The organism is Burkholderia sp. M6-3 (genome assembly GCF_050858985.1).
GTDB classification, from domain to species: domain Bacteria; phylum Pseudomonadota; class Gammaproteobacteria; order Burkholderiales; family Burkholderiaceae; genus Paraburkholderia; species Paraburkholderia caledonica.
Window position 1 is genome coordinate 739,651 of record NZ_CP110090.1, and the last position, 16,068, is coordinate 755,718.

12 protein-coding genes are annotated in these 16,068 nt (G+C 61.3%); 8 read left to right on the forward strand and 4 right to left on the reverse strand.

The window, feature by feature from the left end:
- The first annotated feature begins 164 nt into the window (after positions 1-164).
- The 4 genes from OH764_RS03210 to OH764_RS03225 all read left to right on the forward strand — a co-directional run bounded on the left by OH764_RS03210 (position 165) and on the right by OH764_RS03225 (position 5,614).
- Complete coding sequence (locus OH764_RS03210) at positions 165-1,796, forward strand: methyl-accepting chemotaxis protein (RefSeq protein WP_498847999.1); 1,632 nt, start codon at positions 165-167, stop codon at positions 1,794-1,796.
- Positions 1,797-2,595: 799 nt separating this feature from the next.
- Positions 2,596-3,534, forward strand: a complete 939-nt coding sequence (locus OH764_RS03215) for a glycosyltransferase family 2 protein (protein WP_498848000.1) — start codon at positions 2,596-2,598, stop codon at positions 3,532-3,534.
- Positions 3,531-3,917, forward strand: coding sequence for a GtrA family protein (locus tag OH764_RS03220; protein WP_498848001.1), 387 nt, complete (start codon positions 3,531-3,533; stop codon positions 3,915-3,917). The genes OH764_RS03215 and OH764_RS03220 overlap by 4 nt, the downstream gene beginning before the upstream one ends.
- Positions 3,827-5,614, forward strand: a complete 1,788-nt coding sequence (locus tag OH764_RS03225; protein ID WP_498848002.1) for a hypothetical protein — start codon at positions 3,827-3,829, stop codon at positions 5,612-5,614. The genes OH764_RS03220 and OH764_RS03225 overlap by 91 nt, the downstream gene beginning before the upstream one ends.
- 790 nt (positions 5,615-6,404) lie before the next feature.
- Here the strand turns inward: OH764_RS03225 and galE are convergent.
- From galE to OH764_RS03245, 4 genes are read right to left on the reverse strand one after another with little or no spacing between them, the layout of a single operon-like run.
- On the reverse strand, positions 6,405-7,427 hold the full coding sequence (galE, locus tag OH764_RS03230) for a UDP-glucose 4-epimerase GalE (RefSeq protein ID WP_317020955.1): 1,023 nt from the start codon (positions 7,425-7,427) through the stop codon (positions 6,405-6,407).
- A gap of 12 nt (positions 7,428-7,439) precedes the next feature.
- Entirely contained in the window at positions 7,440-8,588 is a 1,149-nt protein-coding gene (locus tag OH764_RS03235) for a glycosyltransferase family 4 protein (RefSeq protein WP_498848003.1), read from the reverse strand.
- Positions 8,589-8,641: 53 nt separating this feature from the next.
- A complete protein-coding gene (locus tag OH764_RS03240) occupies positions 8,642-9,475 on the reverse strand; it encodes a glycosyltransferase (RefSeq protein WP_131318428.1) in 834 nt (277 codons plus the stop codon).
- Complete coding sequence (locus tag OH764_RS03245) at positions 9,472-10,734, reverse strand: MATE family efflux transporter (protein WP_498848743.1); 1,263 nt, start codon at positions 10,732-10,734, stop codon at positions 9,472-9,474. The genes OH764_RS03240 and OH764_RS03245 overlap by 4 nt, the downstream gene beginning before the upstream one ends.
- 260 nt (positions 10,735-10,994) lie before the next feature.
- Here OH764_RS03245 and OH764_RS03250 point away from each other — a divergent pair, with 260 nt between their 5' ends.
- The 4 genes from OH764_RS03250 to waaA all read left to right on the forward strand — a co-directional run bounded on the left by OH764_RS03250 (position 10,995) and on the right by waaA (position 16,036).
- Positions 10,995-12,389 (forward strand): phosphomannomutase/phosphoglucomutase, encoded by a 1,395-nt coding sequence (locus OH764_RS03250; RefSeq protein WP_027775745.1) that lies wholly within the window; start codon positions 10,995-10,997, stop codon positions 12,387-12,389.
- A gap of 264 nt (positions 12,390-12,653) precedes the next feature.
- Positions 12,654-13,655 (forward strand): lipopolysaccharide heptosyltransferase I, encoded by a 1,002-nt coding sequence (waaC, locus tag OH764_RS03255; RefSeq protein ID WP_498848004.1) that lies wholly within the window; start codon positions 12,654-12,656, stop codon positions 13,653-13,655.
- A gap of 49 nt (positions 13,656-13,704) precedes the next feature.
- Positions 13,705-14,589, forward strand: a complete 885-nt coding sequence (gene kdoO, locus OH764_RS03260; RefSeq protein WP_020065109.1) for a Kdo hydroxylase KdoO — start codon at positions 13,705-13,707, stop codon at positions 14,587-14,589.
- Between the two features lie 139 nt (positions 14,590-14,728).
- Positions 14,729-16,036: a 3-deoxy-D-manno-octulosonic acid transferase gene (waaA, locus tag OH764_RS03265; RefSeq protein WP_498848005.1), complete on the forward strand. Its 1,308-nt coding sequence runs from the start codon at positions 14,729-14,731 to the stop codon at positions 16,034-16,036.
- The last annotated feature ends 32 nt before the right edge of the window (positions 16,037-16,068 follow it).

Here is a 16,068-nt window from a genome sequence, read left to right on the forward strand (position 1 = left end):
TCCCAGATAGTGAGGTGCAAATCGCGCGCAAAGCCGCGCCAGTCATGGATTTCACCTATGTAGGGAGGATCGCGCCGCGTCGTTAACCTGGATGCGGCGACGTGTGCGCAATGCGGGCGGACGGCACACTCGCCGCGGATCGACAAGACGGTTCCGGAGACCCAATGCTAAATAACATCACAATTCGTGGCGGCCTGACGCTGGTGATCAGCGTATTCGTTGCCTTCCTGCTGACCGTAATCGGCGTTGGATATGGCGCACTGAAGCTTGCCAACAATAGCCTCGACGACACGCAGCGCAGCGCAGCGGCACTCTCGCATCTGAAGGCGAGCTCCGAGAAGCTGCTGCAGGTGCAACTCGCGCTGGGCTCTTATCAAACGCTCTTCAGCGTCGGCAAGCAAACCGACGACCTGCTGCCCGCCGCGCACAAGGTGCTGGTCGAATCGAACAAGGACTTTCGCAATTACATGGCGGGACCGTTTTCGAGCGACGCGGAGCAGAAGCTCGCGCAGAACGTCGAGCAGGCCCGTAACGCGCTGGTCGATAAGGCAATCGAACCGGAGTTCAAAGCGCTCACCGACTTCGACTTCAATACGTTCCGCAACATTCAGGGCGAGACGGCGAACGGGTTTTACTCCACGTATTCGAAGGCGATCGACGCGCTCGAACATGCGCAGACCGAGAACCAGCACCGCCAGGCCGCGACCGCCGCGCAACGCTTCCAGATTGCGACGCTACTGTTCGCCGCAATCGGCGCCCTCGCTATCGTGATCGGCGTGGCGGCGCGGGTCGCGTTGTCTGCGGCGCTCATCAAGCCGGTCAATGCCACGGTCAAGCACTTCGAGCGGATGGCGGCAGGCGATCTGACCGTGGCGATCAAGAGCCAGTCGCGCAATGAAATGGGCCAGTTGCTGAGCGCGTTGACGAAGATGCGCGATGGTCTCGTCGACACGGTGTCGCAAGTGCGCGGCAGCACAACGGCCATTACGCAGGGCGCGAATGAAATTGCCTCGGGCAACGCAGACCTGTCGGCGCGCACCGAGCAGCAAGCGGCGGCGCTTCAGCAGACGGCAGCAAGCATGGAGCAGCTGTCGGCGACCGTGAAGCAGAACGCGGACAACGCGAAGCAAGCCAACCGGCTCGCGCACGGCGCGCTCGACACGGTCACGCGCGGCGGCACGGTGGTGTCGCGTGTCACGGAGACGATGGACGGCATCAGCGAGTCGTCGCGCAAAGTGACAGAGATTATCGGCATGATCGAGGGCATTGCGTTTCAGACCAACATTCTCGCGTTGAACGCGGCCGTGGAAGCGGCGCGAGCCGGTGAGCAGGGGCGCGGCTTTGCAGTCGTGGCGTCGGAAGTGCGCAGCCTCGCGCAGCGCTCGGGCGCGGCGGCGAAGGAGATCAAGGAACTGATCGGCGATTCGGCGGCTCAGGTCGAGCAGGGCGCGTCACTCGTGGCCGAGGCGAGCCGCACGATGAACGAGGCGATGCAGTCGGTCGAACGCGTGACCGGCATCATGGGAGAAATCGAGGCCGCCGCGCTGGAGCAGAGCGACGGCATCGAGCAGGTCAACAAGGCCGTCTCGCAGATCGACGAAGTCACGCAGCACAATGCCGCACTCGTAGAGGAAGCGGCAGCGGCGGCGAAATCGCTGGAAGAACAGGCTGCTGTTTTGCGGGAGGCGGTTGCGGTGTTTCGGGTGGGAGAAAGTCCGTCGGGAGCGGGTACTGGTGTCCGGGCGAACGTGGATTTCAGCATCACCAGCCGTGCGCTGCTACCGGAGACTGTTTAAGTTTCCATAGCGCAGGCCGACTGTAACAAACGGACAAAATTACAGGGATCGGGGACTTCGCGCAGCAACACCGCACTTGTCAAATATAAGAGGCCCGCGGAACATTCGCCTGAATCGGTACGCGACACTTCGCGGTGCAGCAGATTGCTCATCTCCAACATGCGTCCGCCCGCAAGCGCCCAGATGCCGCGAATAGCTGTTGCGTCTCGCCAACTGCTCTCAATAGTGAGGCGCCGAAGCCGTCCATAAATCGAAAACGCGGTACGGCTCATGCGTTAGCGCGACCGGTTGAAAGGCCGCCCACTTTCCCGGTGGTTTCGCCAATCATCGCAAAAGTCATTCCGCTTTTATGCCGGTATGTCGTCATAACTGCGAGTTTGACGCTTCGATCAAGCGCGAACAGCATCCACCCGTCGCCGCGATGCTGCAACGTCTGGACAGCAACTATCCCGCAGTCGACACTGTGCATACTTACGGCGTACTTGCTACCAACCACGTGCAGCTTGGGCTTCGATGCCTTCCGATCTATCGCTTCGATGACTATCACCACCCGGGCGTGGCTGTCAGTCCGCTTCTCTTACCAAATTACATGGCACGCCATCCTGCCCAGTTGCGAAGGATTCTGCGGCGGGGAGCGGCACCGTGGCTCCATTCGTCACGGTTCAAGTTCGTTGCGCTCAACGAAACTCTATTAAAATAGACCAATTACCTGGCGAGTTATCCGCTCAGTCCGTGGCCGCCTATGCGGCTGCGGAACGCGTGGTCGCATGCCGTAACCCGAGCATTTCTCCATCACAGAATGTCCGCACAGACTGCACATCGCATTGCCATTCTCATCCCTTGCCTTAACGAAGCCGCAACGATCGCTGCCGTAGTGCGGGATTTCAAAGCTGTTGTGTCCGGATGTGAAGTACACGTGTTCGACAACAACTCGACCGACGCAACGGTTGAGGTGGCGAAGAATGCTGGCGCTCATGTCCGAACGGTGGCGCCGCGCGGCAAAGGAAACGTCATCCGGCGAATGTTCGCCGACGTCGAGGCAGACATCTACGTGCTCGTCGACGGTGATGACACCTATGATGCGAATGCAACGCCGGCGATGATCGACGCCCTTCTTGCGGAGGGGCTCGATATGGTCGTTGGCATTCGGGTTTCCGAAGAGCACGCTGCTTATCGATTCGGACATCGTTTCGGGAACGTCCTCCTCACACGCTGTGTATCGTCCATCTTTGGCCGGACTTTCACAGACATGCTCTCGGGGTTCCGGGTCTTCTCGCGTCGCTATGTGAAGTCGTTTCCTGCTCACGCCTCGGGCTTCGAGACAGAAACGGAACTGACCGTCCATGCGCTCGAGCTTCGCATGCCCGTAGCGGAAACGGCTACGGTGTACAAATCCCGTCCCGAAGGGTCAGCCAGCAAGCTTAACACCTACCGCGACGGCTTCCGGATCCTCATGACGATCGCCAAGCTTTTGAAGACAGAGAAGCCGTTGGCGTTTTTCTCGCTCGGATCCGGATTGTGCGCCCTCATTTCCGTCCTGCTCGCCATACCGTTGTTCGACACGTTCATCCGCACAGGTCTCGTACCGCGCTTGCCGACAGCACTGATGTGCGTCGCCCTGATGCTCTTCGGCGCAATCCTGCTGGTATGCGGTATCGTCCTTGACACCGTCACCCACGGACGAGCGGAATCGAAGCGCCTCGCCTACCTGGCGATCCCTGGTCCCCGTCGGGCATGATGAAGTCGCAGGTCATCCGATTCGCCATTGCAGGCGCCATCGGATTCGCGGCGGATGCTGGTGTCCTGTACTTTGCGCTTGCGTGCCGATCCGGTCCATTCTTCGGCCGGGTCGTATCGTTTCTGGCCGCCGTGTGGGTGACCTGGCGGATCAATCGTCAATACACCTTCCGTGACCGGGGGCAGCGTTCCGCCTGGACCGAATGGTGGCGCTACCTGCTGTCCATGTTGAGCGGCGCAAGCATCAATTACGCGGTGTATTCGCTCATCATCATAAGCGGGCCACGTAGTTCATGGCTGCCGCTGATCGGGGTCGCCTGCGGATCGCTCGCAGGGATGTTCGTCAATTTCTTCGCAGCCAAATTCTGGGCCTTCCGAAATTAGGCCGTACCTTACGCACCCAAATGAATACCACGACCGTGCAGAACCGAACGCATTGGCTTCGAGGCCTCAGCATCAACAGCCCTCGCGCTGTGAAGCATGCGTGTTGGATCGTTCCGATCATCTTTGGACTGTACTCACTTAGTAAGGGCGCCGATTCAAACTGGGACCTGCGCAACTATCACCTATACAACGCCTTTGCGTTCGTTCACGGGAAGTTATCGATCGATCTTGCGCCCGCCGGGATGCAAAGCTATTTCAATCCGCTGTTGGATGTTCCGTTTTACTTCATGGCGATGCATCTGCCTGCGATGGTCATCGGGTTCGTGATGGGCGTCGTTCACGGGCTGAATTTCCCCCTGCTGCTCGGTGTCTGCCTTGTGACGCTAAGTCATGTTCCCGAGGCAACCCGTTATCGAACGGCATTCTGGCTTGCACTCGCGGGCTGCGTCACCGCTAACTTTCTTTCAGCGATCGGTAACACGATGGGCGATAACACGACATCGCTCGCAAGTCTCGGCGCTTTGCTCATCGTGCTGCACGTCTGGCCGCGACTGGCCCAGTTCCGCATACCCGTGATCGCGACGCTGCTTCTCGCCGGATTCGTGTCCGGGGCGGGTGCCGGACTCAAACTGACGACAGCTGTCTTTTCTGTTGCGCTATGCGGCGGCCTCCTGTTCGCGCAAGTGTCGATACCTTCGCGCCTGCGCGCGGCATTCGTATTTGGCGTCGGCGTGCTAACTGGCCTTGCAACGACCGGCGGTTTCTGGTTCGTCGAGCTTTGGCACCGGTACGGCAACCCGTTGTATCCGCAGTTCAGTTCCGTTTTCCCTAGCGCGCTGACCTCGCCGGTGTCAGTTGTTGACACTGGCTGGCTTCCGAAGAGCTTCCTCGAAGCGATCGTCTTTCCTTTTATTTTCTCGCTCAATCCTTACCGTGTCGGACAAGCGCGCCTGCATCAGGCGATATGGGCCGTAGCATACGCGTGTTTCTGCTGCTGGGCCCTGACCGTGGCGGTTCGAAAAGCGAAGGGAGTCGCAGCGCCTCAATTGCCCGGACGAGGTCGGTACGTGGTCGCGTACGTCGCGATCGGGTATCTGGTATGGATGAAGCTGTTTAGCATTCAACGGTATCTCGTTGGAATCGAACTGTGCTTGCCGCTCGTCGTCTACATGTTAGTCGGCCAGATGCTTACGTACCGGAGAGCGATTGGCGTATCGAGAACGATGCTCGTCATATGTTCGCTCATCGTGTTGATTGGCGGTGCGCGTTCGTGGGGCCACGAGGCATGGAGCAAGAAGACATTTTCGATTGACCTGCCGCCGCTTCCAACGCCGGAGAACACGACAGTGCTGTTGACCTCGGGCGACCCGCCACTCGGTTGGATGGTCGCGCTCTTCCCTGAGAACGTTGCATTCGCCGCTGTCGTCTCAGCATTTCCACAGGCAAGGCCAGCATACGACAATAAGGTCCACGTCATGGCTCGCGCAAGGGGAGGACCGCTGTATGCCCTGATTCCTGGCTACTGGACACATGGCGAGTACGACCAGGCCAAAAACACGACTGAGGTCGTTAATTCTAAAGCTGTCCTTGCGAACTATGGATTTGTGCTCGACGCCAGCTCCTGTAAGCTTTACAAAGCCCACATCGGCGGGGGCACATCTCCCTATCAGTGGTGCCGCGTCACCAGCGTAAGATAATCAATGAGGTGAAAGCTGACCGACACATCGGGCAAGCAAGGCGACGGAGTGCGACCGATGTCTATAGCGCTAGGCCCCAGAGCCCTTCCCATGTTGTCGTCGACATCGCACCGCGGTATGCGGTTGTTAAGGATCCGACTGCTGCCTTATAAGACAGCATCGACGGCGAAGCGCCTAGTCGGCTCGTCTTTGAAGCGAGTTCGGCTTCGAACGGTCCGTTTCCGGCTGTTCGGCTAACTGATAGTCTGCTGTCTGATCTGCCTCAAATTTGATCCAGGTGTGCAGTCTGGCAAGGAGGCATCCAGCATGAGCTCAGTTGACAGACAGTCGCTTCCTCCGCGAGACAACTGTATCACTGGCCTAACCTTGACGCGTTCGTGTCAACGCCAACGGTGACGATGCGAACTCGAATCAAAGTTCGGCTTAGAGGGTTCATCCAAATGGTCTTATTCTGGCTGTTAGCTCGAACCGATAGGTTCCAGCGATAGTCGCATCGTTTCGCATTAGGAACTGCCTCGCGCGGTGCAGAATTCGAAAGGCGGTTGCTGGCATTAGACCATACGACGTTCCAAAAATGACTGGGCGGGTCGGCTTGGGCTGACTCTGATCGACAGTCCATCGGATAGCGGCTTAACCAGAGTGCGGCGGCGCATGTGAAGGAGTAGGGAAACAGGTAGCGCTGGAGTTGAACTGGGGCCAAGGAGAATCCAGAAGGCAAAGCGGGACGTGAAGCGGAAAGAGGCGGACATGCCGTCTTTCACCGCATGCCCGCGACCTTCTTGCGACCGGATCAGTTAAAGCCGTCCGGATTCGCCGACTGCCACCGCCAGTGATCCGCGCACATTCTTTCGATGCCGAACTCCGCGCGCCAGCCGAGCAGTTCCAATGCGGCGCGCGGATCGGCGAAGCATGACGCCACATCGCCCGGACGGCGCGCCACGATTTCGTACGGCACCGGCCGCCCCGACGCCTTTTCGAACGCCTTCACGACGTCGATCACGCTGTAGCCCTGGCCCGTCCCGAGATTGACGACGAAGCTCGCGTCGCGTTTGACGAGCGCATCGAGCGCGGCCAGATGCCCGCGCGCGAGATCCACCACGTGAATATAGTCGCGCACACCGGTGCCGTCGGGCGTTTCATAGTCGCCGCCGAACACGCGTAGCTTGTCGAGCTTGCCGACCGCGACCTGCGCGACATACGGCATCAGGTTGTTAGGAACGCCCGCCGGATCTTCGCCGATCAGCCCGCTTTCATGCGCGCCGACCGGATTGAAATAGCGCAGCGTAGCAATGCGCCACGAGGGATCGGCGACTTCGAGATCGCGCAACACCTGTTCGGCAATCAGCTTAGATTGACCATACGGGTTCGTGGCCGACAGCGGAAACGATTCGTCGATAGGCGAGCTTTTCGGCACGCCGTACACCGTCGCCGAAGAACTGAACACGAACTGCTTCACGTTGCGATCGCGCATCACGCCGAGCAGCGCGAGCAGGCTGCCCACGTTGTTGCTGTAGTACTCGATCGGCTTCGCAACCGACTCGCCCACCGCTTTCAATGCGGCAAAGTGGATGGCGCCGGTAATCGGGTGCGCGTCGAAAACACGGTTGAGCGCCGCCTCGTCGCGTGCGTCCGCTTCGTAGAACGCAACGGCGCGGCCTGCGATTCGCTCCACGCGCCGCAGGGACTCGCGGTTGCTATTCACGAGATTGTCGATTACCACGACGTCGTAGCCACCGTTCAGCAGTTCAACGCAGGTGTGCGAACCGATGAAGCCCGCGCCGCCCGTTACCAGAATCGTGCCCTTCGTGGTCATGCTGTTGCTCCGTTAAAGTAAAACGCCTGTCATTTTCTGCACCAGGTCCTTATACGTTTCGACGACGACGCGTTCGTCGAACTCCTGCGCGACTTTCTGCCGGCCGCGTTCTGCCATGGCGCGGCGCTCGGCGCCGCTCATATCGAGCATTCCGGCGAGCGCCGCGGCGAGGCTTTCCGCGCTGCGCGCTTTGCAAAGCAGTCCATTGACCCCGTGTGCTACCACCTCGCGGCAGCCCGGCACGTCGGTCGTGACGATCGGCCGGCCCATGGCCGACGCTTCCATCAGCGTGCGCGGCACGCCTTCGCGATACGACGGCAAGACGACGCAATCCGCATCGGCGATAAAAGGCCGTACGTCATGCGCCTCGCCGAGATAGTCGATGATGCCTTCCCGTTCCCAGGCCGCCACTTCGTCGCGCGTGATCGCGCTCGGGTTGTCGACGCCGACCGGACCGAGCAGCTGAAAACGCGCCTGCGGATAACGTTGGCGAAGCTGCCGTGCAGCTTCCACATATTCGCCGACGCCTTTGTCCCACAGCAAACGGCCAATCAGAACGAATTTGAATCCCGCGCGCTCGGGCAGAGGCGTAAAGCCGAACTGTTCGAGATCGACGCCTTCACCGTGCAACAGCCGGGCGCGTTCAGGATGCACTAACAAATTCTGTTCGACAAACGCTGTCTGATCGTCGCGATTCAAAAACCATATTTCGCGCGGAAAACGGAACGCGAAACGATACAGCTTTTTGGCCACCAGCGCGGCGCGGCTTCGCTGGATGAACACATACCCGAGCCCTGTCGTCACCGCAACAGACTGCACGCCCGCCAGTTTCGCGGCTATCGAGCCATAGATGTTCGGCTTGATCGTGTAATGGAGCGCCACGTGCGGGCGGATCGCGCGGTAATGGCGATACAGCGAGTACAGCGTGCGCAGGTCGTCGCGCGGATTGGTGCCTTTGGAGGCGACCGGCAATTCGATGCAGCGGCAGCCCATGGCCGTGAGCAACTCGAACGTGCGGTCGCGCGGCGCGAGCACCGTCACGTCGACGCCGCGTCGCACCAGCATGCGAATCAGCCCTTGCCGATATGTATAGATTGCCCAGGCGGTGTTACACACGAGTGTAATGCGCAACGCGGGCGTCGACTTCAAGGCTGGCTTCATGCGGGAACGTGCTCGGCGGTGAATGAAAGGGCGAACGGACGTGACAATGCGGATCAATGACTCGCGCGCGGCGCGAGCAGGCTGCGTTTGACCCGCTGCAACGCGCGGTACGGTGTCACGAGATGCAGCAGATTTTTGGCGAGGCCGAACCAGTCGTAGGGATTCGCGACGTTGAAGTAGCGCAGTTGCAGCCGCAGTGTCGAGAGCACCTGGCGGCGGCGTCTCGTCGCGCTGATGCCGCCTTCGTTCAGTTCGTAGTAAAGACCCAGCTCCGGCAGATTCGCGCAGTCGTAACGTTCCATCAGACGCACGAACAGATCGAGGTCTTCCGCCGACGGATAGGCCGCGCGGTAATTGCCGACGGCGCGCACGGCGTCGATACGCAGCATCATGGAAGGATGCGCGAGGCATGAGCGGAAGAACCGCAGTCGGCGAATCGCCGCGGGTTCGGCGGGCGGCGTCAGCATGAAAAGCGGTGCGCCCGCGCGCGTGACCACCTGCGTCCACATGCCAAGCCCGGCCACTTGCGGATGCGCTTCCATGTATGCGCGCTGCTTCGCGAGCCGTTGCGGCACACTGCGGTCGCCCGCGTCTATACGAGCGGCATAGCGAAAGCCGCGCTGCGCAAGCGCGTCGATACCGGTTTGCAACGCACGCTCGATGCCGCCGTTCTGCGGCATGCGCAACACTTCGATTTGCAGGTTCGCAAGCGTTGGCGCGACGATGGGCGGCGTGCTGCCGTCATCGACGATCAGAACGTGCACCAGCGCACTTTCATTGAACGACGCGAGCGTAAGATCGACGTCGGCCTGGCCGTTGTAGGCGGGCATCAGCACCGCGACGTCATCGAGGCAGTGCGGCGGCGTGTCGACGGCGGTAAGCGTCATGGGTGCAATTTGAAACGGATGTAATAAAGATTAACCGACGCCGCCGCGAGATAACCGCATGCAAGGCCCACGAGCGCGCCATAAGCGCCGAGCCGCGGAATAGCCAGCAGATTGACGACGAACGCAACGGCTAGCGCGAGCAGCCATTTGAACAGCAACACGAACTTCGCCTGATATTTGAGAACGACCAGATTGCCGATTGCCTCGATGCCGGCGGGCACGGAGAGCCATACCGCCCAGCGGAAAATTTCGATCGCGCCTTCGAAGCCCGGCCCGAACACGCGGCGAATGATAAAGCCGGCGAGCAGATCGAGCACCGCGGCACCCGCGACCATCAACGCGGCGGTCATTGCGGTAAGGCGCCAGACGTTGCGGCGCAACTGTGCGGCCTGCTGCACACGGTAGACGAACGCCGGCGCGATGGTCTGCGCGAGCATCAGCGCAAGCGTGATCCAGTTCTCGTTCAACTGCTGCGCGGCGGAATAGCGGCCAAGATCGGCGAACGAAATGGCCCGCTCCAACATGAGCCGATCCAGTTTCAGGAACAGATACATACAGATCAGGCCGAGCCAGAACACCGTGCCCGCGCTCGCGAAGTGCTTGAAGAGAGAGCGGTCGAAATGTAACCGCAGCTTGCCGCCATGCCGACGAATGTAATAGACCACCAGTACACTGCCGATGGCCGCAGACTCGAGCGCCCACAGCCAGCCGAAGCGCGTGGGTTGCGCGGCGGCGCGCACGAGCAGATAGACGAAGCCAGCCTTGATCACCGCCGTACTCATGCTGGTGAGCAATTGCGGCTTGCTGTACGTCATGCTCTGCAGCCACGCATTGATCACGCCGACGAACGGTTCGCGAAAAAGCATCGTGACGGCGAGCCCCGCGAGCATCGCGCCGACGAGCGGATCGAACAGATTGAGCGCAATGCCGAGCCACGTCAGCAGCAATGCTGCGACCGAGACCGAAAAGCGCAGTGCGAACGCACTGCCGAGCACGGTGCCGAGCTGCGCGGGAGGCCGTTCGACAATGGTGGGCACGAGAATCTCTGCGCCGCATACCCAGGTAATAGGCGACAGCACCAGCAGCAGCGTATTGGCGTATTGCCATTTGCCGAACGTGTCCGGCCCGAAGTAACGCGCGAGCATGCCGCTGATTGCAATGGCCACGCCGATTTGCGTGAGCCGTTCAAGGCCAAGCCAGACAATGTTCGTGAAGGCGCGCGTGACGTCGGGATTGGCAAAGCGCTTGAGCGTCAGCATCCGGTAAGTGCCCGCCAATGCGTTCGGCGCGAGTCTGCCCACCTGGCTGGCCGTCGAGGCACGGGCGGCCTTGGCAACTTTACAAATGGAGGGCGTCTAAGCATTAGAATGGTGTTACCAGGCTGGTCCGAAAAGCGCAATTATAAGTTGGAACCGGATTGCTTCCGGCAAGGGCGCAGCATCATGTCCGATCGCTATGATTTACCGATTCAGCATGACTGCGCCGGTCAAAATTTTCCATTGCACGCAAGTGAGCCAACATGATCTCCAAATCTATTTTCAAGGCATATGACATTCGCGGCGTAATCGGCAAGACGCTCGATGCCGATGCAGCGCGCTCGATCGGCCGTGCGTTCGGCAGCGAAGTGCGTGCACAAGGCGGCGACGCCGTGGTGGTCGCGCGTGACGGTCGCCTGTCGGGCCCGGAATTGATCCAGGCATTGTCGGACGGGCTGCGTGCGGCCGGCGTCGACGTCGTCAATGTCGGCATGGTGCCCACCCCGGTCGGCTACTTTGCGGCGAGCGTGCCGTTGCAACTCGAAGGCGGCGAACGGCGTATCGATTCGTGCATTGTCGTGACCGGTAGTCATAATCCGCCGGACTACAACGGCTTCAAGATGGTGCTGCGCGGCTCCGCGATTTACGGCGAGCAGATTCTCGCGCTGCATCAGCGCATCGTCGACGAAAACTTCTCCGAAGGCAGCGGCACCTACGCCGAGTACGACATTGCCGATGCGTATCTCGAGCGCATTGCTAGCGACGTCAAGCTCACGCGCCCGATCAAGATCGTCGTGGACACCGGCAACGGCGTCGCCGGCGGCCTCGCGCCGAAGCTCTTCAAGAAGCTCGGTTGCGAACTCGTCGAACTCTTCACGGAAATCGACGGCAACTTCCCGAACCATCACCCGGATCCGGCGCATCCGGAAAACCTTCAGGACGTGATTCGCGCACTGAAGGAAACGGACGCGGAAATCGGCTTTGCCTTCGACGGCGACGGCGACCGCCTCGGCGTCGTCACCAAAGACGGCCAGATCATTTATCCGGACCGCCAACTGATGCTGTTCGCCGAAGAAGTGCTGTCGCGCAACAAGGGCGCGCAGATCATTTACGACGTGAAGTGCACCCGCAATCTCGCGAAGTGGGTGAAGGACAAGGGCGGCGAGCCGCTCATGTGGAAGACCGGCCACTCGCTCGTGAAGGCGAAGCTGCGCGAAACCGGCGCGCCGCTCGCGGGCGAAATGAGCGGCCACGTGTTCTTCAAGGACCGCTGGTACGGTTTCGACGACGGCCTGTACACGGGCGCGCGTCTGCTGGAAATCCTCACGCGCGTGGAAGACCCGAGCAAGCTGCTCAACTCGCTGCCCAACTCGAACTCCACGCCCGAACTGCAACTGAAACTCGAGGAAGGCGAGAACTTCGAACTCATCGCCCGCTTGCAGCAGAATGCGAAGTTCACCGGCGCCGACGACGTCGTGAAGATCGACGGCCTGCGCGTCGAGTACCCCGACGGCTTCGGCCTCGCGCGTTCGTCGAACACCACGCCGGTCGTGGTCATGCGTTTTGAAGCAGATAACGACGCGGCACTCAAGCGCATTCAGGAAGACTTCCGCCGCGTGATTCTCGCGGAGAAGGCCGACGCAAAGCTGCCGTTCTAAACGTTCGAACGGCGGGCCTGCGCTGGCATTGCTGGCATTGCTGGCGTTGCTGGCGAGCCGTGGCCATCGGCCAGAGCGCGGCGCGGGTTTCACTTACCGCGCCGCGTTTTTTCATGCCAGTCTGCCGGGTCGCGCTAGAATTGCCGTCCTGGTGACATAACGTCTACGTTCTGTCGTCTCTCGCTGGAAGTCGCACGCGAAGCGTTAGATTTCGTTGGACTTCTTTCAATGCATCTTCGGGCCGGATAACCGGTTTTCCCACTCTTGAGCGTGCAAAAGATATTGATCGTGAGGGTGTCGTCGTTGGGCGACGTCGTTCACAACATGCCGGTGATCGCCGACATCCGGCGCCGTCATCCCGAGGCGCAGATCGACTGGCTCGTCGAGGAAAGCTTCATGGGGCTCGTCGAACTCGTGACCGGCGTGCGGCGCGCGATTCCCGTGTCGCTGCGCCGTTGGCGCAAGCGCATCTTGTCGATCGGCAATTGGCGTGAGATAAGCGCATTCCGACGTGCGCTCGCCGCCGAGAACTACGATCTGGTGATCGACTGCCAGGGGCTCATCAAGACCGCGTGGGTCGCGAAGATGGCGCGCGGACCGCTCGTCGGCCTTGCAAATCGCACTGACGGCGCGGGTTTTGAATGGCCGGTGCGGTTCTTTTACGACAAGCGCGTGCCGATCGAGCCGCGCACGCACGTGGTCGAGCGCACGCGGCAACTGGTGGCGGCGGCGCTGAACGACCCGAAGCCGCAACCTACCGACGACATCGATTTTGGCATCGACACGCGGCGCGCCGCGTTGGCGTTGTCGGCGGCGAATCTCAATCTTCCGGTGCCTTACGTGGTGTTCGTGCATGCAACCTCGCGTGCCGACAAGCAATGGCCCGATACCGCGTGGATCGAGCTGGGGCAATCGCTCGTGCGGCGCGGCGCGTCAATCGTCTTGCCTTGGGGCAGCGAGGCCGAGCGCGAGACGAGCGAGCGTCTCGCGAAAGAGTTCGGCGCGGCGGCCATCGTGCCGCCCAGGCTGTCGTTGCCCGCGGTGGTCGGTCTGATTGAAGGCGCGGCCGCGACGGTCGGTGTTGACACAGGTCTGGTTCACATCGCGGCGGCGCTTAAGCGGCCCACGGTCGAGTTGTACAATTTCGCGACCGCGTGGCGCACCGGCGGCTACTGGTCGCCGAACGTCGTCAATCTCGGCACGGCAGGGCAACCGCCCACGCTGCAACAGGTGAAGTCCGCGCTTGCCGGCTTCGGACTGTTGTGATTCGTCCGGTGCGCTTCGCCTCACGCGTCATCCGTTTCCAAGGGCGATCATGAACGAAACCCAGATCATCGAAGTAGCGAATGCCGACTGGCACGCGCGCAACCTGTCCGTGCCGCGTGAGACGCTGCTCGCCGGAGTCGAACGCGGCAAGGTGCTGTATTTCCCCAACCTGCGTTTCGCGATTGAAGGCGGCGAGCAGGCGCTGCTCGACCCCGCGCTGGCCGATCCGAACCGCAAGAACATCAGCCTCGAACCGAACGGCGGCGCATTGCATGGCGTGGCCGGCAACGCCGTCACCCAGTCCGCGGTGCGCGCGTTGATCGCGCGTTATCAAACGAATGCGCGCACGCTTGTCGACGGGCTCTTTCCCGAATACAACGGCAAGCTGCGCGTCGCGCCCACGAGTTTGCGGCTGCATCAGGTCGAAACACGGCAAACGTCATGGCGCAAAGACGATAGCCGCTTGCATGTGGACGCCTTTCCGTCGCGGCCCAATTATGGCGAACGCATTCTGCGCGTGTTCACCAACGTCAATCCGAATGGCGTGCCGCGCGTGTGGCGAGTCGGCGAACCGTTCGAGGACATGGCCAAACGCTTTCTGCCGCGCATCAAGCCGCAAATGCCGGGCGCAGCGTGGCTGCTGAATCTGTTGCACGTAACGAAATCGCCGCGCAGCGAGTACGACCATCTGATGCTCCATCTGCACGACGGCATGAAGGCCGACATGGAATATCAGAAGACAAGTCCGCAGGAGACCATGCCGTTTCCGCCGGGTAGCGTGTGGGTGTGCTTCTCCGATCAGACTTCGCATGCGGTGATGTCCGGTCAGTTCATGCTCGAGCAGACGTTCTTCCTGCCGGTCAAGGCAATGGTGCAACCCGAATGTGCGCCGCTCGGCATACTTGAACGCCTGAAGGGCAGGGCGCTGGTTTGAGCGCCGCGGTTCGTTCGGGCTCGCCAGATTTTGTGCACCGTCGCGCGCCGATGGCTGACCATGCGGCTGCGCCTGCTCCGTTGCATCGGCACGGTATTCGCAAGCTGCACGCTGTGCGGTTGCATCATGCGGAGCGCCGATGCTAAGGGCAATCTATAACGCGCTCTGGTGGATCATCGCGCCGGTTGCGGTGCTGCGTCTGCTGATCCGTTCGCGCAAGGAGCGTGGCTATCGGCAACATATCGCAGAGCGTTTCGGCTATGTTCGCGGACGTTTGCCCGAAGACGACGCGCCGTTGATCTGGGTGCACGCGGTGTCGGTCGGTGAGACGCGTGCCGCGCAACCGCTAATCGACGCGCTCATCAAAGCGCGTCCGGACGCACGCATTCTGTTGACCCATATGACGCCCAGCGGTCGCGCGACCGGCGAGCAGATCTTCGGCGACCGCGTGATGCGCAGCTATCTGCCGTACGACATGCCGCACGCGGTACGGCGCTTTCTGCGCGCTTGGCGGCCGTCGCTCGGTCTGGTAATGGAAACTGAAGTGTGGCCCACGCTGATCGACGAATGCCGGCGCGCGGACGTACCACTGGTGTTGACCAACGCGCGGATGTCGGCGCGCTCATATAAGCGGGCGGCCAGATTCGGCGGCGCGACGAAAGACGTGTTCGGCGGCTTTGCGCGTGTGCTGGCGCAGAGTCCATCGGACGCGGAACGGTTGACGGCGCTCGGCGCGCGCAACGTCGCGGTACTCGGCAATCTTAAATTCGACATGAGCACGCCGCCGGAACTGGCGGCGCGCGGTCATGCGTGGCGCGCGGCAATCGGCGCGCGACCCGTGTGGGTGGCGGCAAGTACACGCGAAGGCGAAGAGGAACTCGTGTTGCAGGCGTTCGCGGCCCTTGGTGTTGAGAATGCGCTGTTGATTCTCGTGCCGCGCCATCCACAGCGTTTTAACGAAGTTGCCGCGCTCGTCGAGAAAGCCGGGCTGCGACTCGCGCGACGTTCGACATGGGCGCCCGATGCGAAGGTTGCGTCAGCGGCTGCGAGCGGCGGTGTGCCCGCTTTGCCGGCGGACGTGAACGTGCTGCTCGGTGATTCCATGGGCGAACTGGGCGCTTATTACGCGGCCTCGGACCTCGCGTTTATCGGCGGCAGTCTGTTGCCGCTCGGCGGTCAGAATCTGATCGAAGCCTGCGCAGTGGGCGTGCCCGTGCTGATCGGGCCGCATGTGTTCAACTTCACGCAGGCCACGGCCGATGCAGTCGCCGCCGGCGCGGCGGTGCAGGTGCAGGATCCGGCCGATCTGGCGCGGGCGCTGCGCGAACTCTTCAACGACAAGGCGCGACGGCTCATGATGGGCGGCGCGGCCTCGGCGTTTGCCGCGCGTCATCGCGGGGCGACCGCGCGTACCGTGGATGTGTTGATGGCGTTGTTGCCGGAGTGAGGACAAGCAAGCGCTGAGGAGACTCAGCGCTT

Excerpts from the sequence above, each read along its gene's own strand:
- OH764_RS03210 (WP_498847999.1), top strand. The coding sequence starts at position 165 with ATGCTAAATAACATCACAATTCGTGGCGGCCTGACGCTGGTGATCAGC.
- OH764_RS03215 (WP_498848000.1), top strand. The coding sequence starts at position 2,596 with ATGTCCGCACAGACTGCACATCGCATTGCCATTCTCATCCCTTGCCTT.
- OH764_RS03220 (WP_498848001.1), top strand. The coding sequence starts at position 3,531 with ATGATGAAGTCGCAGGTCATCCGATTCGCCATTGCAGGCGCCATCGGA.
- OH764_RS03225 (WP_498848002.1), top strand. The coding sequence starts at position 3,827 with ATGGCTGCCGCTGATCGGGGTCGCCTGCGGATCGCTCGCAGGGATGTT.
- galE (WP_317020955.1), bottom strand. The coding sequence starts at position 7,427 with ATGACCACGAAGGGCACGATTCTGGTAACGGGCGGCGCGGGCTTCATC.
- OH764_RS03235 (WP_498848003.1), bottom strand. The coding sequence starts at position 8,588 with ATGAAGCCAGCCTTGAAGTCGACGCCCGCGTTGCGCATTACACTCGTG.
- OH764_RS03240 (WP_131318428.1), bottom strand. The coding sequence starts at position 9,475 with ATGACGCTTACCGCCGTCGACACGCCGCCGCACTGCCTCGATGACGTC.
- OH764_RS03245 (WP_498848743.1), bottom strand. The coding sequence starts at position 10,734 with ATGCTGACGCTCAAGCGCTTTGCCAATCCCGACGTCACGCGCGCCTTC.
- OH764_RS03250 (WP_027775745.1), top strand. The coding sequence starts at position 10,995 with ATGATCTCCAAATCTATTTTCAAGGCATATGACATTCGCGGCGTAATC.
- kdoO (WP_020065109.1), top strand. The coding sequence starts at position 13,705 with ATGAACGAAACCCAGATCATCGAAGTAGCGAATGCCGACTGGCACGCG.
- waaA (WP_498848005.1), top strand. The coding sequence starts at position 14,729 with ATGCTAAGGGCAATCTATAACGCGCTCTGGTGGATCATCGCGCCGGTT.